Source organism: Thermogemmatispora argillosa (assembly GCF_059696725.1).
The window spans coordinates 1975080-1993517 of the sequence record NZ_AP019377.1; the positions used below are offsets into that span (position 1 = coordinate 1975080).

At 59.8% G+C, this 18438-nt stretch carries 11 protein-coding genes and 1 rRNA gene; 9 read left to right on the forward strand and 3 right to left on the reverse strand.

All coding sequences use genetic code 11. The annotated features are described in order from the left end of the window. The first annotated feature begins 16 nt into the window (after nucleotides 1-16). Nucleotides 17-976, forward strand: coding sequence for an ABC transporter permease (locus AC6H1L_RS07670; RefSeq protein WP_497600939.1), 960 nt, complete (start codon nucleotides 17-19; stop codon nucleotides 974-976). Nucleotides 977-991: 15 nt separating this feature from the next. Further along, nucleotides 992-2248, forward strand: coding sequence for a tRNA epoxyqueuosine(34) reductase QueG (queG, locus tag AC6H1L_RS07675; RefSeq protein WP_497600940.1), 1257 nt, complete (start codon nucleotides 992-994; stop codon nucleotides 2246-2248). Nucleotides 2249-2440: 192 nt separating this feature from the next. Here queG and AC6H1L_RS07680 read toward each other — a convergent pair. Continuing rightward, a 23S ribosomal RNA gene (locus AC6H1L_RS07680) occupies nucleotides 2441-5586 on the reverse strand. Between the two features lie 727 nt (nucleotides 5587-6313). On the opposite strand from AC6H1L_RS07680, the gene AC6H1L_RS07685 reads away from it, so the two are divergent. From AC6H1L_RS07685 to pgsA, 5 genes are all read left to right on the forward strand, one after another. After that, entirely contained in the window at nucleotides 6314-7312 is a 999-nt protein-coding gene (locus AC6H1L_RS07685) for a hypothetical protein (protein ID WP_497600941.1), read from the forward strand. 263 nt (nucleotides 7313-7575) lie between these two features. Continuing rightward, nucleotides 7576-7875: a hypothetical protein gene (locus AC6H1L_RS07690; protein WP_497600942.1), complete on the forward strand. Its 300-nt coding sequence runs from the start codon at nucleotides 7576-7578 to the stop codon at nucleotides 7873-7875. A 1262-nt stretch (nucleotides 7876-9137) separates the two neighbouring features. Beyond that, nucleotides 9138-10463 carry an NYN domain-containing protein gene (locus AC6H1L_RS07695; protein WP_497600943.1) on the forward strand — a complete coding sequence of 442 codons (1326 nt, stop codon included), beginning with the start codon at nucleotides 9138-9140 and terminating at the stop codon, nucleotides 10461-10463. A gap of 218 nt (nucleotides 10464-10681) precedes the next feature. Continuing rightward, nucleotides 10682-11749, forward strand: a complete 1068-nt coding sequence (locus AC6H1L_RS07700; protein WP_497600944.1) for a M42 family metallopeptidase — start codon at nucleotides 10682-10684, stop codon at nucleotides 11747-11749. A 650-nt stretch (nucleotides 11750-12399) separates the two neighbouring features. Further along, nucleotides 12400-13026 carry a CDP-diacylglycerol--glycerol-3-phosphate 3-phosphatidyltransferase gene (gene pgsA, locus AC6H1L_RS07705; protein ID WP_497600945.1) on the forward strand — a complete coding sequence of 209 codons (627 nt, stop codon included), beginning with the start codon at nucleotides 12400-12402 and terminating at the stop codon, nucleotides 13024-13026. 103 nt (nucleotides 13027-13129) lie between these two features. On the opposite strand, the gene plsY is transcribed toward pgsA, so the two are convergent. Then, on the reverse strand, nucleotides 13130-13831 hold the full coding sequence (gene plsY, locus AC6H1L_RS07710) for a glycerol-3-phosphate 1-O-acyltransferase PlsY (protein ID WP_497600946.1): 702 nt from the start codon (nucleotides 13829-13831) through the stop codon (nucleotides 13130-13132). 484 nt (nucleotides 13832-14315) lie between these two features. Next, nucleotides 14316-15197 (reverse strand): 4-phosphopantoate--beta-alanine ligase, encoded by an 882-nt coding sequence (locus AC6H1L_RS07715; RefSeq protein ID WP_497600947.1) that lies wholly within the window; start codon nucleotides 15195-15197, stop codon nucleotides 14316-14318. Between the two features lie 327 nt (nucleotides 15198-15524). Between AC6H1L_RS07715 and AC6H1L_RS07720 the strand changes: the two genes are divergently transcribed. Both AC6H1L_RS07720 and greA read left to right on the forward strand, forming a co-directional pair. Further along, nucleotides 15525-16775, forward strand: coding sequence for an alpha/beta fold hydrolase (locus tag AC6H1L_RS07720; protein ID WP_497600948.1), 1251 nt, complete (start codon nucleotides 15525-15527; stop codon nucleotides 16773-16775). A 1036-nt stretch (nucleotides 16776-17811) separates the two neighbouring features. Beyond that, on the forward strand, nucleotides 17812-18324 hold the full coding sequence (gene greA, locus AC6H1L_RS07725; protein WP_297167568.1) for a transcription elongation factor GreA: 513 nt from the start codon (nucleotides 17812-17814) through the stop codon (nucleotides 18322-18324). The last annotated feature ends 114 nt before the right edge of the window (nucleotides 18325-18438 follow it).

The following is an 18438-nucleotide window of genomic DNA, read 5'->3' on the forward strand; positions in this document are numbered from 1 at the left end:
ATAAGGAGCAGAGCCTATGCATCCACCAGTCGACACCAGTCCACCAATCCGGGCCAGCGATAGACAGTCCCTACCCAATCAGCGCACCAGCACCTCCATTCTTCTGGGCCGGCGTGACTACCTGAGCGTGTTGCTGCGTCTGGTCGCAATGGAGCTTTACAAGCTCCGTCTTCGCCCTTTGACGCGTGTTTTAGCCGTAGTGACCCTGCTGACGATTTTACTAGTCTTTTTTGCCCTTTTCCTCTTCTCGATGGGAGACAACACCGGCGAGGTGGCTCGGCTGCTCCTCCCTCCTACCTCTCTTCACATCGCCGTACAGACGGCCCTTACCCCTTTTACCATTGTCATTATCATTCTTGCAGGTAGCGCCGCCGGAGGCGAGTACACCCAGGGCACCATTCGCCTGCTGTTCACCCGCGGCCCAACCCGTACCCAATTTCTCTTGGCCAAGGTAGCAGCTATATTGATCTGCTGCATACTGGGCATTAGCAGCATGGCCCTCAGCGGCCTGATCGCCGGCTACCTGCTCAGTCTACTGCGACAGACGCCCGAGGCCAGTCCTTTTCTTACAGCGAGCTGGCTGCTTCACACAGGCCTCTTTTTGCTCCTGGCAATGCTGAATTGGTTTATCTTTGGCGTCATCGCCTTGTTCTTCGGCACTCTGGGGCGCTCCAGTGCCGCGGGTATTGGCGGCGGCATCGTTTGGTACCTGCTAGAGCCTATCGTTGGACAAATCTGCCAGCTAAGCAGCGAGCTTGTGCAGGGACCAGTCAGCGCCTTTCTGCGGGCGATACCAGACTACCTGATCGGCAACAACCTGGCCACTCTGATGGCCCATCAGGGGTATTATATCTTTGGCAGCAGCAGCTCTTCGCGGCTTCCCGACCTGGGAGCCATAGCGGTGTTGCTGGCCTATATTGTGCTTCTCCTGAGTATTGCAGGCTGGCTGAATCAGAAGAGAGACATCACCAACTGAGACCGTGTGATGGACATGCTGTTAGATGCTGCCCCGATCAAAGCATATGGCTATGAACTAGGCTTCGATCTCGTTCGCATTACAGGAGCAGAAGCGTTCCCTGAGACCGAGCGAGTCATTAAGGAGCGCATCGCCGCGGGCCTCATGGATGGTCTACCCTGGTTCACCAGCGAGCGGGCAGAAGTTTCCTGCCATCCCGATGCCCTCCTGCCGGAGGCACGCTCAATCATTGCCCTGGCCATGTGCTACCTGAGCGAGCCGCCCGAAGAGCCGCAGGATGATCTGCCCCGTGGACGTATCTCGCGTTACGCCTGGGGTGAGGACTACCACGAGGTGATCAAGCCTAAGTTGAAGCAATTTGCCGAATGGCTGCGAGAGTATGCGCGACGCGAGGCCGGTCAAGAGCTAGAAGCGCGGCTTTTCGTCGACACCGGGCGCATGGTTGACCGTGCCGTGGCCCAGCGGGCAGGCATTGGCTGGTATGGCAAAAATACGACAATTCTGACCCGCGGTTGGGGCTCGTGGGTCTTTCTTGCCGAGATTGTCACCAATTTGCCGCTTCCAGCAGATGAGCCTCTGCAGGCCAATTGCGGCAAATGTGAGCGTTGCCTGCACGCCTGTCCGACGGGAGCCTTACCTGCTCCTTATGTGTTAGATAACCGGCGCTGCATCTCTTATCTGACCATTGAGCTGCGCGGCAGCATCCCGCTTGAGCTGCGCCCTCTGATGGGTAATCTGATTTTCGGCTGCGATATCTGTCAGGAGGTTTGCCCTGTCAATCAGGTAGTCGAGAAGCGACTTGGTCTGCGGCAGGCGGACCGAACGCAGGAGCCAGCAGCGGATACATTAGCAGGCAGAGAAGCGGATGGCCAGAAACAGCGACCGCGCATCTGGTTGAGGAAACGCGATGAGTTTCGCCCACGGCCCCAGATCGGAGGCGCCCCCGAACTGATCCCCCTGCTCTCGTTAAGCGAGGAGGAGTTTCGTGCACGCTTTCGCCATACACCTATCTGGCGCGCTAAACGACGTGGCCTGTTACGTAATGTTTGCGTAGCATTGGGAAATCTTGGAGACCGGCGCGCTGTGCCAGCCTTGATTCAGGCGCTCAACGACTCCGAGGCCCTTGTCCGCGGGCATGCGGCCTGGGCTTTGGGGCGTCTCGGAGGGGAAGAGGCGCGTCAGGCCCTGCTAGCCAGGCGTGATCAAGAAGAAGATCCCGAGGTCCGGCAAGAAATCCTTTACGCTCTGAACATGCTCGGGGATCACAGCTAAGATAGCGCCGGATATCGCGCTCAGAGGCAATAAAAAAAGGCGTTGGCAACGCCTTTTCTCATGGACTAGCTGAGGGATGAGAGACAACTGATCGCGAGACACTTGCCTCAATTTTGCCGAGAGAGCAGACAGCCACTACACGCGAGTAGCAACACACAGGACGACGAACGCAGTGTCATGAAGTGCATAGGGAGGCACAAGCCGTTCGGTCATTAGGGCCGGTCAGCTGCACCTGTTACCAGGTGTCCACCTCCGGTCTATCGACCAGGTCGTCTGCCTGGGACCTTATCTCCGGCGGCGGCTACCGCCTGGAGCGGGAAGCGCCTCTTGGGGTCGGCTTCGCGCTTAGATGCTTTCAGCGCTTCTCCTCGCCTGACGTAGCTACCCGGCTCTGGCCTGGGCAGGCCAACCGGCTCACCAGCGGTCAAGCCCTCTCGGTCCTCTCGTACTAGAGCGGACTCCCCTCACGCTTCCTCTCGCCCACGACGGATAGAGACCGAACTGTCTCACGACGTTCTGAACCCAGCTCACGTGGCGCTTTCATGGGCGAACAGCCCAACCCTTGGGACCTACTCCAGCCCCAGGATGCGCCGAGCCGACATCGAGGTGCCAAACCCTGCCGTCGATGGGAACTCTTGGGCAGGATCAGCCTGTTATCCCCGGGGTAGCTTTTGTCCGTTGCGCCACACGCCTTCCACTCGGACATGTGGGATCACTCAGCCCGACTTTCGTCCCTGCTCGGCTCGTTAGCCTCGCAGTCAAGCTCCCTTCTGCCTGTACACTCTTCAGGTGATGTCCATCCACCTTGAGGGAACCTTTGGGCGCCTCCGTTACCCTTTAGGAGGCGACCGCCCCAGTCAAACTCCCCACCTAGCCCTGTCTGCGGCCGGGCTCCACCGGCTCCGCATGAGTCCCGACAACACACCAGAGTGGTATTTCACCGGCGCCTCCACCGCCCCCGCAAGGGCGGCTTCTTCGGCTCCCACCTATCCTCCGCAGGTGTGCCCTCGGCACCAGGCCAGGCTAGAGTCAAGCTCCACGGGGTCTTTTTGTCCTGTCGTGGGCAACCCGCATCTTCACGGGTACTGCAATTTCGCCGAGCCCTCTGTCGAGACAGCGCCCAGGTCGTTCCTCCTTTCGTGCGGGTCGGAACTTACCCGACAAGGAATTTCGCTACCTTAGGACCGTTAGAGTTACGGCCGCCGTTCACCGGGGCTTCCCTGGCGAGCTGCGCTCACCCGCCAGCTTCACCTTCCGGCACTGGGCAGGAGTCAGCCCCTATATCTCCGCTTCCGCGTTCGCAGGGACCTGTGTTTTTGGTAAACAGTCGCCTGGGCCTATTCCTGCGGCCTCCTCACCAGCCCTGACCTGCTCTACGCGCCCCTCTCGGAGCGCCCCTCCGGTCAGCGCCAGCTACGAAGGCGCCCCTTCTTCCGAAGGTACGGGGCCAAGTTGCCGAGTTCCTTGACAGAGGCTCACTCGTTCACCTCGGGAGTTTACCTCCCTGCCTACCTGTGTCGGTTTGCGGTACGGGCAGAGGGCCGTCTGGCTAGAGGCTTTTCTTGGCGGCCTGGGGGCCGGTGACTTGTCGCCTCCTCTCGGAGGCTCGTGCCTGCGGTCACGCCTCCTGGCGCCGGGCTTTCCCTCGGCGCCTCGCTTCCAACAGGCAGCCCATCCTGTCCACTCGATGGGTTCACCTTCCCTACCGCGTCCCCCCTTCGCTCTTCTCGACGCCCTCTGGGGCAGGATTCTCCACCTGCTCTCCATCGCCTACGACCTACCGTCCTCGGCTTAGGGCCCGCCTCACCCTGGGTCGATCAACGGTGCCCAGGAACCCTTAGGCTTTCGGTGGGGGGGATTCTCACCCCCCTTGGCGCTACTCATTCCGGCATTCGCACTTCCGCTCGCTCCACCGGTCCTTGCGGTCCGGCTTCCCCGCTCGCGGAACGCTCCCCTACCAGCCTCGCGGCGCGTGGTCCGCCCACGTCACCCACAAGGCTCCACGGCTTCGGTCGGCTGCTTCAGCCTCCTGATGTTGTCGGCGCCAGCTCGCTCGACCAGTGAGCTATTACGCACTCTTTCAATGATGGCTGCTTCTAAGCCAACATCCTGGCTGTCTGGGCCAGCTGACCTCCTTTCCCACTCAGCAGCCCCTTGGAGACCTTAGCCGGTGGTCTGGGTTGTTCCCCTCTCGTCTGGCAAGGTTATCCCCGCCAGACTCACTCCGCCGCCCCTCTTGACGGCCTGTCGGCCTGCCGCGCTGGGCATTCGCAGTTTGCGTGAGCTTGGTAACCAGCTCCTGGCCCCGCACCCACACAGCGCTCTACCTCCCAGCGCTGCCGCGGCGGGCTGCACCTCCATGCATTTCGGGGAGAACCAGCTATCTCCGTGTTCGCTTGGCATTTCACCCCTACCCACAGCTCCTCCCCTGGTTTTGCAACACCAGTGGGTGCGAGCCTCGACGGATTGTCACATCCGCTTCACTCTGGCCATGGGTAGCTCACACGGTTTCGGGTCCCATCGCCGCTACCTGCTCCCAGTTCCCTGGAAGCGGCGCCCTCTTCAGACTCGGTTTCCCTCCGGCTCCCCTCCTCTCACGGGAGGTTAACCTGCGGCAACGGCGATGCACTCGCCGGATCATTCTGCAAAAGGCACGCCATCAGCCCGCTCGTGGTCCGCCTGCCTGGGCTCCCCAGTCGCCTGGCTCACCCAGCGGCCTGCCGCCCACGGCATGGGCCTCTGACTGCTTGTCGCGTACGCGGTTTCAGGTCCTCTTTCATCCCCCTCTCGGGGTGCTTTTCACCTTTCCCTCACGGTACTGCGTCCGCTATCGGTCGCTGAAGGTAGTTAGCCTTGGAGGGTGGTCCCCCCTGCTTCCCACCGGGTTCCTCGTGCCCTGTGGTACTCAGGCACCAGCGCCAACCCCGCTTGAGCTGTTTCCCCTACAGGACTCTCACCTTCTCTGGTGTGGCGTTCCAGCCACTTCGGGTACAGCCTCGGCTGAGCCGGGCGTTGCCCCGCGCTGGCCCTCCAACCCCGCTCGGGGAGCCGTTGCCGGTCCCAGAACGGTTTGGGCTGAGCCCCGTTCGCTCGCCACTACTGAGGGCCTCTCGGTTGATTTCGCTTCGTCGGGCTACTAAGATGTTTCAGTTCACCCACTGCCCCTCGGTCGGCCCAGTGGCCGCCGATCTCCGGCCATCACGCCGGAGGGGTTACCCCATTCGGAGACTCAGGGATCATCGCTTGCCAGCAGCTCCCCCTGAACGTTTCGCCGCTCGCCGCGTCCTTCTTCGGCCTTCAGCGCCTAGGCATCCCCCGCGTACGCTTCTCGCTTGTGCGCCATCCTATGACACCGAAGCACAACGTTCGTCGTTACCTCTGTCGCGTTGCACTCGGCCTGCAGACATGCTGTCTGCTTTCAGGCTCTCAGCAAAATTGAAGCAAGTATCACTAACGCGATTCAGTTGTCAAGGTGCATCACTAACGAGCAACTGAGCGGCGGCGCAAGCAGTCCTTTTACGCTACCTGTTCAAGTGAGCATGACATCCCCTCACAACCATTTTTGCAGCGGAGTAGAGGAGAAGCAACTCACCTTCAGGAACTGCATACGCAGCCTGCTGGGCGTCCCTGGCACTCTCCTGCTAGAGGGTACGCCCACAACCAGTCGAACGGACCTCCTGTCGCCGGGGTCGTGTGACTGGGCCGCATTGCTTGCGGCGTCTTTAAGTATTCCACACCAGGCGCCGCTTGTCAAGAGGGTACTGGGATGAGACCGCCTAACTGGGTTACCGGAAGCGGAAGGATTGTTCACGCATCCGCCGGAGGGCGACCACCAGTACTTTGACTGTACCCGATCTGGGCTGCAGCCACTGGCGCGTGGTGCCTGCATACTATCGCACAGGAGGAGGGAGTTTGTCAATACCTCTGCTATTGAGATGCGGGGAAGAGATGAAGATTAGCCAGAATCTCCCAGAGAGGATTGACGGATTTCTTTGTGCTGACGTACGCTTTGCTACGTGATAGTACGAGGGGTCACCATACCTTTGCGGAAGGGGAGTCTCTTTGATGAAATATTTTTTCTGGATAGCATTCGCCGTATTTCTCGCGGCCTCTATTCCACATGTTGCTTACTTTTTTGCATCGTTTGAGCCATCATCGGGTCCAGAGGGGATCTGGTGGTGGGGTGTAAGCTATGCCATAGCGATCAGCATTGATGTGACCATCTATCTGCTGTCCTGGACGGCCTTTCAGCGCTATCGACGCTATCGGACCCCGAAGGCTGTTTGGCAGCACTGGCTACTTATTATTATCTGTACAGCTTTCTCTTGGGCAGTGAACTGGGCCTACGCCAAGCAATTCCACAGCCCGCAGATGCTGAGCGCGGCGGAGCACGCAGCGCCCTGGCTGACCAACATTTTCCCCTTCATGGCCAGCGCCTTCCCGCTGCTGGGCATCGTTTATACCATGATGGCCGAGACCATCAGCGAGGCCGAGGCAGAGGAGAAGAAGGCGCGGCAGCAACAGCTGACGGCGCTCTCTGAGCTTGCAAAACAGGTGCAACTCCCCATGTCGACCCTACGCCGCGCTCTGACAACCGGCTCGCGCCTGAACCCCGCCAGCCTCCTGCCGATCGCCAATCAGGAGCGCACGACCGAGGTGGCCCCAGCAGCCAACGCCGCCAACGGGATGGCGCGCGAAGGCACTCAGGACCTCTCTCGCCCAATCACTGGTCAGATCGTAGCGGTGGGCAACGAAGGTCCCAACGGCGAGCAGAATACCAACCCGGCTATGTTGGCTACGCCAGGTGAGGGCAACCCCGATAAGCTCCAAATGACCATCGAGGTCCTGAAGTCAAACCCCTCGATTACCGATGAGGCCCTGGCTCAGTACCTGGCCCTCAAACGCCCCGCCAGCGCCCGCTTTTGGCGCCTGAAAGCTCTGGAAATCCTCAATGCTAACGGGCATAATGGCGCCGGGCAGAATCATGCAAAGAACGGAGTCAGTGATACGACTGGCGTTTGGGCCACACGCGAAGTCGCCAATGGCTCGCTTGGTCGACGCTAGCGCCGTTGGCCATTGCATCGCGCGGCAGAGGGCAATAGGCCCGGCTCCTTAGCTCCTCGCGTTTCTCTTGCATTGGTTACTCTCAGGCAGCCAGGGAGCCGGGCGCCTCTCCGCTCACTACCTTGACGTCCGTTGCAACGATATGATAGACTAACCAAGAGCAGTGGAGAAACTTTCTGACCTGTCTTGACGTATACAGTGACAGCGCCGTCAATCTGTGCGCTACAGGTTTCCCATATTGCCACTATCTTAGGGAGGGATCAATGCCGACCACTTTCAGCTACGCGCGTATCCTCTACGCCGTAGGCCAGGTGCTGGACCAGATCGGGGTGAAAAGCATCGCTCTCCGCGAGGAGGAGGATGGCCTCTTCGTCGAGGGCTATAATAGCAATGGTCAGCTCCAGGTCCAGCTACGCTACGATATCCCCAGCCTCTACGAGTTGCTGACGCGCGTAGAAGAGCAGGAGAATGGGCGGGAGCTGCCGCAAACAGCAGAGGTGGAGGGGCTGCTGCATCGCTTCTTAACAGAACATGATCGCGAGTTGGTTGGTATTTCTCGCTAGCATCTGAATAGTGTTCATCCGGAGGAACCGGGGGATGTCCCCGGTTCTTGTGTATCAATGGCGCTCTCTGGCTAGCAGTGCTGGCGAGCAACACAACGCTTTCGGCAGAGGCCTGCCAGCTCTCCCGGGTTTATGCAGGATAAGCTTACCTGCCAGGAACGTCAGGGGTAAGGCAGCACCCGGGCTGCTGATCCGATCCGTCTAGGCCAGGGCCGGCTCGCAGGCAAATGGCGGCGCCGGTCGCAACAAAGGGTAGCACGGAACGGATAAGTGAGAGTTATGGCGAGCTGGGAAGGCCAGGGAAAGCCAGGGAAGGCTGGGAGAGAGCTGGGAGAAGTCGGCTCGCTCAGCTCTAGCGCGGTCCGTCAGGCCGCCAGACTGAGAAGGGCCAGGAGAAGAGATGGTCCGCACTGCACTGCAGGGCTAGCGAGTTGGCCCTTCTGAGCTTTTATCTCGTTTGCTTCTCGGCTTCTCGCGTCCACTATTCAGCTCCCGCTCTCCCATACGCCTTGGTGTGAATGGCTGGCAGATGGAAGACCCAAGGCAGTAGCCATAGCCTGGAGTTCAGGACGTCGGGGCTGGTAGATGTCTATGCTGGCTGACTCCCCTTGCAACGAGGGAGGCAGCAAGTCGCTCGCTAAATGGAATGCGGCTTGCACAGCACCTGATATCGTGCGCGTGGATTGATCAGGATGCAGCAGCAAGAAGAGAAGGTTAGCCGGCCTGGTTCACTGCAGCCTCTGACTGACTAGCGTCCTACTGAGTTGAGCCACTATCTCATGTTGGATAGTTGGCTCCCTCACCAGGTTCCTGGCCCCCAGCAGACCAGACCGTAAGCCTTTGCGTTGTTGCATCTGTTGCTCTGGCGCTCTCGCCCGACTGGCTGGCCTGGCCGATGGCCTTCCATCGGCTCTGTCTGAGCCCTCAGTTCAGACAGCTTGCTGCTACCAGTACCAGCGACTTCGAGCGAGGTGCCAGGAGCGGCGAGCATATTACCGGCCAACGTTGGTCGGTCAGATCGAGGTGATCGTATGCCAATGATGCTTTAGTATTTGCTCTTCACTTTCTGATAAGCTGTCCGGTAGCTATCTTAATGAGAGACTATACCATAAGTAGTTCTGAAAAGTAAAGCGCAGACCACTCGACTTCGCCAATAAAGTATGATATGCTCATAGTTGTAGGATTGCATAGCAGGCAATCCGAGCACCTGAACAATCAGCAATCCTGGTCTGCGCGGTTTCTCCCCATGAGAGGAGAAGATTGTGCCAGAAGAGATCGCTCTATTCATTGACTTTGAGAACATTCGCTACAGTATGCTGAATATCCAGCGGCGAGAGCCTGATCCGCAAGAGCTGATTGCAGTTGCTCGCCGTTATGGAACTGTCATGGTGGCCCGCGCTTATGCGGACTGGTCGCGTCAGCCGGAGCTGTTCAAGGGCAGCCTGACCGCGGCGATGATTGACCGCGTTGACTGCCCAGCCAAGCAGCGTGATCGCATCCGCATCGGGACAATTCACTATCCTCCAGGGAATCCCTCAACAGGCGCGCTCGGAGTGCCAGGCTACGCTTCTGAAGGTCCGTATCAGCGCCAGTGGTCTGCGGGAGGTTTCGCGGGAGGCTCCCCCCATAGTGGACATACCGGCCCGTTCCCGGCCGTCCATCCTCATCAAGAGAATGGCTGGTCCGGTTATCAGCCGGATCAGGTGTCACGCCAGGATGCGGAGGTTCGCTCTTCTGGGGATGAGGATACCGCTTATCAACCGGTGCCTCGTCAGAGTCTCTCCTACCCCTATCCGCATGGCCAGCCTCCCAGTGGACCCCTCTCCCCCCATCAAGGTGGCCCCGGGTCTGGTCCCCTGGGATATTCCCATCAGCAGCATAGCGGCGGTACCGGCCATTTGCCCGCTATCGGGCCTGGCACCAATGCGATCGTGCAGAGTACGATCGTTCAGAGTACCGTCGATCTGAATATGCTGATGGATATCATTGAGACGGTCTTTGACCGTCCTTCAATCTCAACTTTTGTCTTGATGACGGGCGATAAGGATTTTACCCGCATCTGCGCTCGCTTGAAGTTACGTCTTAATAAAACGGTGATTGTTGTTGGGATACCGGGAACCGTCAGCCGGGATCTGATTAGCAGCGCCAACCAGTTCGTTCCTCTGGTTCCAGGCATCGCCTCGGCCTCGTCCACTAACACTGGCAGTGGCTACGTCCCTGCCGTCTCGTCGGGTAGCACAGGCCATATGCCTGCTGTGCATCCGGGTACTAATCCTCATATGCCTGCTGTGAACCCACAGCCGCCGATCGATGTACTGGACCCGCAGTTCCTGCAGTTCCTGGATTACATCGATCGTAACTGGTCCTGGCGTACGGTGATGGGCGTGGCCAACTTTATCGGCGACCCCTTGAATCCGAAAAACCGCTTCCGCGGTCGCCTGACACGCGAATCAGCTCGCGAATTGCTCCATGCCTGTATCCAGCGAGGGATCTTGCTGGTACAGACCGATGCCAGCGGAGCCGAGGATCTCCGCCTGAACCGCTCTCATCCAGAGGTGGAAGAGGTATTGAAGCAGTTCGTACGCTGATGCCTGGGAAAGGTCGGGAGGTTCGTCTTGCGTAGCGCTGCTCTCTTGCCTTCGTTCCGCGCCCTCAGCGCGCGGCCAATTCAGTTTGCCAAAGGTCCAGGCGCCTGGTAGCTGTAAAGCGCCAGGCGCTTTCATTTCGGCTCTTGTGTGCTGCTTCTTTCTCTCTGGTTGCTACTTATTTTAGTAGATAATCTCTACTCGCTGCGGAGTTTGCTTTCATGGGTGAAGAGTTTCGCCTCTCTTTGTTAGAAGAGCTGATTGAGCGTCCCAGCCCCTCGGGCTTCGAGCAGCCTGTCCAGGAGGTGGTGCGCCGCGAGTGCGCTCGCTATGCCGATACGGTATCGACCGATGTGCATGGGAACGTGATCGCTGCTTTGAACCCCGGTGGTCATCCACGCCTCATGCTGACAGCCCATTGCGATGAGCTGGGTTTGCTAGTGCGCTATATCGATGAGCAAGGCTTTCTATATTTCGCTCCGATTGGGGGATTTGATCCGGCTACCTTGCCTGGCGAACGGGTTCTCCTCCATACGGCCTCCGGCCCGGTGCCGGGGGTGATCGGGGTCAAGCCAATCCATTTGCAGGAAGCTGAGGAGCGTGGTAAGGCGCCGTCCCTGAAACAGCTGTGGATCGATATCGGGGCCAGCAGTAAAAAGGAAGCTGAGGAGCTTGCTCCGCCAGGTACAGTGGTGACGCGCGCGACGCGGCTGCAAGCTCTGCGCGGATCGCTGGTGACCTCACGCGGCTTAGATGATAAGGCCGGTCTCTACGCGGTGTTGGAAACACTGCGGCGGGTGGCCACCCAGCGCCAGCAACTACAGGCGGCGCTCTACGTGGTCTCGGCTGTGCAAGAGGAAATTGGCTCTCGCGGTGTACGTACCAGTGCCTATGCCGTGCAGCCGGAGCTGGCGATTGCGGTGGATGTGGCCCCAACTGCTGATCATCCCCAGACTTCTAAGCAGGAAATCGGCGATCTCCGGCTCGGGGCGGGTCCGATAGTGACCATTGGGGCCCATGTGAGTCCTCGGGTCTATGAGCTGCTGGTCCAGGCGGCCCGCGAGGCAGGCCTACGCTATCAGCTCGATCCTACTCCTGGACGCACGGCCACCGACGTGGACCTGCTGCAGGTGAGTCGCGAAGGGGTGGCAACTGGCCTGGTCAGTATCCCTTGTCGCTATCTTCATACAGGCTCAGAGATCGTTTCTCTGGAGGATATTGAGGAGACGGTGGCTCTCCTGAGTCGCTTCACACTGGCTCTGAGCGCCGAGGTGAATCTGATCCCCTAGCTGCACTCTGAGACAGTGATTAGCTCGATTGGCTGGCCCCCCGATCGTGGAGAGCGAGCAGATCGCCGCTCGCCTCATTAAAGCAAGCGGACCAGAGAGAAGCCGGGAAATGAGAGGAAGAGTTTCTCTCTTCCTCTCCTTCTTTCCTGGTCTTTCTTGCCGCTTGCTCTTGTCCGGTTGGTCAGCAAGCTAACGCGTTTCTCTGGCGCTGGCAGTCTTGGCCTGGCCACGGGATTAGCTGCCATGAGCTTCGGCGGCTGGTTTGCCCCACGCGGGCCGGCGTTGGTTGGTTCCTTTTTCTACTGCCCCCTATTTTGTCACTAGCCTGTATGCATGGGGCCTGGCAAGCTGTGCACTTGTCTGGCGGACTGAGGCGATGAGCGCCTTGGCGCTGGCCGGCTTGGGTCTCTGTCCGCCGGCGCGGGATGGCAGTCTGAAGAGATAGCAGAGAAGGGAGCCAGGCCCTCCTTTTTGGCGCCTGGCCCGCCCGCGTGAGTGTGGTGCCCAAACCAAGGCGGTGAGGCCAGCCAGGAAAGGAAGTCTGCCACGCGCGGCCTGTGTGCAGGCGGCGGCCATGTCTCTGCCCTACCCAAGCGCCAGCACTTTGCTTATAATGTGAGTACCCAACGCCGTAAGGAGACCGCTGGATTATGCAGCATATTCCCAATCTACTGAGCCTCAGCCGGATTGCCAGCACCTTGCTCATCTTTATCCTGGTGCTGATTAACCAGCACTGGGCTTTTTTCGTTGCTACGCTGTTCTTTGTGCTGGCATCGATCACCGATCTGCTCGATGGTTATCTGGCGCGCCGCTATCATCTGGTCTCATCGCTCGGCGTCTTCCTCGATCTGACTGCTGATAAGGTCTTTGTTTCCAGCATCCTCATCGCCCTGGTGCAGATCGGGCTGGTGCCAGCGTGGATCGTGGTCATCATCGTCGCCCGCGAATTCCTGGTCACGGGCCTGCGTTCAATGGCTGCCGCCCAGGGTACCGTGATCGCCGCGGGACGCTGGGGAAAGCAAAAAACCTTTATTACCTTGCTCGCCATCGGCGGTATCCTCCTGGCCCACGGACTCGGCGACCCTCGTCTTGCGCTCTTTCCTACCCCCGTCCTGACACTCTCTCCCGCGGCCTGGGACGTTAGCAGTGTGCTACACCTGCTGGCAGACATCGCTCTGCTGTTGGCCACGTTTTGGACCATTATGTCAGGAGCGGAATATGTGCTACGGGCTTTGCCCCTGCTACAAGGCAGCAAGAAAGAGCGCCTACAGGCCTAGGCCGCTCCTCCGTTCGCGGCAACACGTGGTCTAGAGCGCCAGCACCCTATGTGAGAGGCACAGGCAAGCGCCTGCTTCTGGCCCCGCTCGCGGCAAGCTCTGCTCAGCGCGAGGAAGCTGCCCCACCCGGCGAGGCAATCACCTCCTTTTGTCCCAGCTTGCGCTCTTTGCCAGCAAGGAGCCGCTCGATATTGTCAGAGTGGAAGATAATCACCAGCAGAGGGGCAACAATCATGAAGATCATGGCCGGCACAGGTAGCCAGCCAAGGATGCCGAAGACGATGCCACAGATCATGACTGTGACACAGCCTACCAGGGAGCCAAGGGAGACATAGCGGGAAAGGGCAATAGTGCTGATGGTGAGGACCGCCCCAATGCCAAAGATGAGGAAGGAAACGGGGGGCGCAACGAAGAGCAAGGAGCCTGCTCCGGTGAGCACACCTCTTCCGCCCTGGAAGCCGATAAAGATAGGATGGCGATGGCCGATCAGGGCCGCTAAGCCAGCCAGCAGGGGACCCCACCCCAGTACATGGAAGAACGGGACATAAACGGCCAGCAGCATCGGCAAAATACCTTTGGAGAGGTCGAGGATCATGACAATGATGGCTGGCCCTATTCCCAACACACGGCTGACGTTGGTCGCCCCGGTTTTGCGGCTGCCATAGTTGCGAATATCGAAGTCGCGCCCGCGCAGGATCTTGCCCATCCAGTAGCCTGGTGGCAATGACCCCCAGAGATAGCCAATGAGAGCGATGAGCAAGAGCCTGAGCGCGATGAAGATGGGTTGATCAGCAGTAAGCGGCATAGGAGCCTCCTTCGTTGACTCTGTGAAGTCGGAGCTAGCTAGCAACCTGTTGATAGCGCGTCGTAGCGCGCCCTTATTATAGGTCACAAAGTCCGCCGGATTCCAGCCAGCCAGTTCCTCCCGCCAGCTATCGGCAGCTCTGCCGTGCCAGGCTCCTCGCTAAGGAGTCTGCTCTCCGGGGCGATAGCCAGCGGGAGAGCAGAGGCCGCACAGCGACTGGACTCGGCTGACTGGCTCGACTGCCGCCAGCCAGGGCCTGCAACCTGGCCCGGTGGGCGAAGGGCTGCCGAGCCACCAGAGCGCCGCCCGCTCTCTTGCTGGGCATTCGCTTAGCTGGAAGCCGACAGCGGCGAGAGCTAAAGTCTGGTAGATCAGGAGGGCTAAAACTGGGAATTGGCCAGGTCGAGAGAGGCCACGCGCTGAGCCGTCCCGCCAGTGAACGACTACAGGCCGCTAGCGCACCGTTATTTGTCCCTGTCTGGCGTTAGCTGGCGGTCGATTGACTCTGCGGATCTTGAGACCAGAGCAGGCTATCTAGTAGGCGAACGCCTCCGATGCGTATGGCCGCCAGGAGGAGGGCTCGCTCTTCAAGTACCGCCAGAGCTGCCAGAGAATCTGGATCGCACAGCGCGACATATTCAAGGGTCGCCAGAGGCTCGGCTTTGATGACTTGCTCCATCGCCTGGAGAATCGCCTCCGGTCGCCGCTCGCCAGCAAGCAACAATCCCAATCCGGTTAATAAAGAACTATAGAGGATACGAGCGGCAAGACGCTCTTGTGGCGTGAGCAGGGGATAGCCCTCGCTGTAGGCCAGACCGTCGGCATCTCGCTGCTCAGGCAATACGGAGATACTGACATCGATATTGAGGTCGCGTACAAGGCGACGCATGAGAGCAACGGTATAGATCTCGCTGCGTAATACATAGGCGATATCTGGACGGACAAGAAGCAGCAGCTTGCAGACGGTGGTGGCGATGGCGCGCAACCGCTGCGGATAGAGGCGGGCTTCGATGCATTCGGCCAGAGAACCGGCGGGAGTGACATAGGTGGCAAAATCCGGCGGATACATGGCCTCCCGCTCCGGCGCAAAGACTACATCGACTCCCAGGCGCTCTAGCAGTCGCAGGTTATGCTCGCGGGACTCCCGTTCACGTGCATGGCGAGCCAATTCCTCGGGTGAGGTGAACTGGAGAGGATCAGCAAAGAGGCTGACAACGCAAATCTCGCATTCCCGTCTGGCCACCTCGATGAGAGCCAGGTGCCCCGGGTGGAGACTGCCCTGCGTTGGTACCAGCGCTACAGCTCCTCCAGTCAACCAGCCGCGTGCCGTTTCTGTCATCTCCCACAGTTCTTGAATCACGCGCATACTTTCTCCCCGGGCTGCGCCCACTTGTACAAAAATGTATCTCTATTGTTCATTATGTGGCGCGTATTGTAGATGCTTCTCCGTGCGGCGTCAACTTACCTACCATGCTATACTACTCAGCGAGCAAGCATGCTTTTCACGGAGGTCTCGCAAGGCCCCTGGTCGCCATGATCCTGGCCTGGCTCTGCAGCGTAGAAACCACGCCTCTCTCTCTACGCTGCCGGAGAAGCTCCGACGCGCCTTGCCGAGGCCCTCCAGGGCACTGGCGAGTAGCGTCGCCTCTCCTCTCATGCTATACTACTCAGCGAGGAGGTCTGCGTCTCACCCATGAAGAACGCGCTGCGCCGCCTGAAACAGCTGTTATGTCTGGGCGCTTTGGCCAGCCTGCTAGGGGCTCTGGGAGCCAGTGTCGCTGTTGTCTGGCATCGCTTGCTGACGCCTCAGCTGTTAGAGAGCACTCTACCTGGTCAGGCACGGCTTTATCGTTGGCGCCACGGCCACATTTTCTACAAGCTGGCCGGCCCAGAGCAAGGGCCAGCGCTGGTGCTCTGGCATGCGCCAGGGCTGGCAGCTTCGGCCCATGAGCTGCGTGAACTGGTGGCGCTCTTAACGGAACAGTATGGCTATCGCGTCTATGCTCCTGACTTGCTGGGCTTCGGCCTCTCCGATCGACCCGCCCTTCGCTACAGTGGGGCGCTCTATGCGGAACTGGTGGGTGACTTCCTGCGTGAGGTGGTCGGACAGCCGGCGCTGCTGGTAGCTCAGGGAACGAGCTGTCAGTACGTGCTGGAAGCAGCCAGACGCAACCCCGAGCTGTGCAGCGGCCTGGCGCTGCTCTGGCCAGAGGCTGATCGCCTGCTGGGGCCGCAGCGCCTCCGTCGGCTCAAGCCGCTGCTTGCCCCCCTGGCCCGTATGCCTCTGCTAGGGCTTTTTGCATATTGCTTGCTGACGACGCGACTCGCTCTGCGCTATCTGCTGGCCCCGGGTCAGGCACGCAGTGACCTGGACTACAGATATGCCACAACTCACCAGTTTGGTGCAGAGTATGCCGCGCGGGCCTGGCTCGCTAACCAGCTCCTGCTGAAGGCCGACGGCGATCTCCGATCTCCTCCTGGGATCTCCTCGTCTTGCCCTGTGCTGCTGGTATGGGCAGACCCGGGAGAAGAGCAGGGCTGGCTCAGGCTGGCCGATCAGACCTCTCTTGTAGAGCAGCTCTGGCTGAAACCCCAGGGCTATACGCTCGATCGCCAGACTGCCTCTTTGATCAGTGCCCGTTTAGGCGCCTGGGCCTCTCTGCCGGCGCAGGTCGAGACTTCGGCGCCTGCCAGGGTCGCAGGCGGCGAGGCGGAGCCACAGGGAGCCGAAGCCAATCTGACACGCCCCAGTTCGACGGAGGCGCAGACTCAGCAGCAGTCGCCTACAGAGGGGCTGCCCGTTGTTGAAGCCTACTGTGTCAAGTGTAGGCAAAAAAGCCAGATGCTTGATGTGGAGGAAACAACGCTGAAGAACGGGCGCCCGGCTCTGCAGGGCATCTGCGCGCGCTGTGGAGCGCGCATGTACCGTATTGGTCGGCGCTGAATTGCTCTCGTCGGTTGGCGAGGGAGTGCGGTTCGCCGGTGCCTGATGAGGGTGCCCTCTCGGGCATCGTGTGGAACGAAACCAGATCTGTAGGCCGTTTTAACCATAAGGAGGGCTGGACCAGCAGTGAAGGAAGGAGCTGGCGTCAGTCAAGGGCCTGGCCCGGCTGGGGCTTAGCTGCGCCGGGCGCACGCGCCGGGCGCACCGACCCCGCGCTTTCATTGGATAGGCGTCGGCCCAGGCTGGCGCGTAACTCAAGAGTGCTCTACCATAGCAAAAATGGCTACCTGATTTGACTTGACGTCCGGTTTTTGAGACCGTATAATCTCTGTCATGTGTTGCGCACCTGGCGTAGCGCCTGCCGCCCGCTGACAGCCCTGAAGGGTCCTGGCGGCATAACCACATGGCAGCATTGCCCCAATTTCTGCACGGATGCATGCGCAGTGGACTATGATCGCCGAGCCGTGCCTGAGTAGATCGCGGCCCAGCGATCAATTGCAATAGGAGCATGCCTGATCTCTTCCCCGGTTTTCGCAACTCACCGGGTGCGCCTGGTGGGAGAGGCCACGGATTCGCTCTTCTACCCCTGGCCAGCCTCTGGCATCGGCAGGCCATCCAGGTGCTGGCAGCGGCCCCGCGCTGCCAGAGGAAGAGGGAGAGAAGCAGGCAAGCAGACAGGTAAGCCAGTCGGGTATCCGGGCCTTCTATCCCGAGCTGAGCCGCCCCGAGCCACGCTGCGGCGAGCAGCAGACCCAGAGCCGAGAGGGAAGAGCTGGCAGGACGCCGGTGAGCGAGGGAGGAAGGAGGCTGCGCGGGCGATATAGGACAGTACAGCTGTGCCTGGAGCGGACGCAGCGTCAGCCGAGCTGCAGCGGCCTGCCTGATCGTGGGGACAGGCAGTCAAGTCAGAGAGCCGCCCGAGAGACCGGACAAGTACGCATTTGAGCTAGCTATCGCGAAGATCTGGGAGAGGCAACCGCGAACGAATCACGCTTCGATCACGAGCCTTAAGACCAGAGAGGAGTAGGAGTCTAATATGAGTATTGGTGGACAGAGCGATGTAACACCCGAGCGCAAGGTCTACTTTCTGACCCCTGAAGGATATCGCAAGAAGAAAGAACGCCTGGAATACCTGCGCACGGTCAAGCGCCAGGAGGTCGCAGACTTCATTCATGATGCCAAGGAAGCCGGCGACATCAGTGAAAGTGGCGCCTATGAGGAGGCCAAGCGCCAGCAGGCTGCGGTAGAAGGCGAGATTCTGGAGCTGGAGAAGTTGCTGGCCTCTTCCGAGATCATGACTGCCGACGATCTCCAAGGCCCCGCCGTGGTGCGTATCGGTATGCAGGTGGAGGTGGAAACGGAGAGCGGCGCAACACGCACCTTCAAGATTGTCGAGACCTATGAGGCCGATCCCAAGTCCGGTCTGATCTCTGACCAGTCTCCTGTCGGCAAGGCTCTGCTCGGCCACAAGGCGGGCGATGTGGTAAGCGTTTCGACGCCAGGCGGCGTGACAACTTACAAGATTCTCTCGGTGCGTCCCATGCTCTAAGCGAGCAAGCGCTATAGGCACACGCTCATCAATGAGAGCAGGGTGGCTCCGCTCTCCCCTCGCGCCCTAGCCCAGGTCGAGGCGCGAGGGCGGGCGTTGATTGCCACCCTGTTG

What these genes read in the sequence shown, in the direction of transcription:
- AC6H1L_RS07670 (WP_497600939.1), top strand. Translation starts at nt 17, where the DNA reads ATGCATCCACCAGTCGACACCAGTCCACCAATCCGGGCCAGCGATAGA.
- queG (WP_497600940.1), top strand. Translation starts at nt 992, where the DNA reads ATGCTGTTAGATGCTGCCCCGATCAAAGCATATGGCTATGAACTAGGC.
- AC6H1L_RS07685 (WP_497600941.1), top strand. Translation starts at nt 6,314, where the DNA reads ATGAAATATTTTTTCTGGATAGCATTCGCCGTATTTCTCGCGGCCTCT.
- AC6H1L_RS07690 (WP_497600942.1), top strand. Translation starts at nt 7,576, where the DNA reads ATGCCGACCACTTTCAGCTACGCGCGTATCCTCTACGCCGTAGGCCAG.
- AC6H1L_RS07700 (WP_497600944.1), top strand. Translation starts at nt 10,682, where the DNA reads ATGGGTGAAGAGTTTCGCCTCTCTTTGTTAGAAGAGCTGATTGAGCGT.
- pgsA (WP_497600945.1), top strand. Translation starts at nt 12,400, where the DNA reads ATGCAGCATATTCCCAATCTACTGAGCCTCAGCCGGATTGCCAGCACC.
- plsY (WP_497600946.1), bottom strand. Translation starts at nt 13,831, where the DNA reads ATGCCGCTTACTGCTGATCAACCCATCTTCATCGCGCTCAGGCTCTTG.
- AC6H1L_RS07715 (WP_497600947.1), bottom strand. Translation starts at nt 15,197, where the DNA reads ATGCGCGTGATTCAAGAACTGTGGGAGATGACAGAAACGGCACGCGGC.
- AC6H1L_RS07720 (WP_497600948.1), top strand. Translation starts at nt 15,525, where the DNA reads ATGAAGAACGCGCTGCGCCGCCTGAAACAGCTGTTATGTCTGGGCGCT.
- greA (WP_297167568.1), top strand. Translation starts at nt 17,812, where the DNA reads ATGAGTATTGGTGGACAGAGCGATGTAACACCCGAGCGCAAGGTCTAC.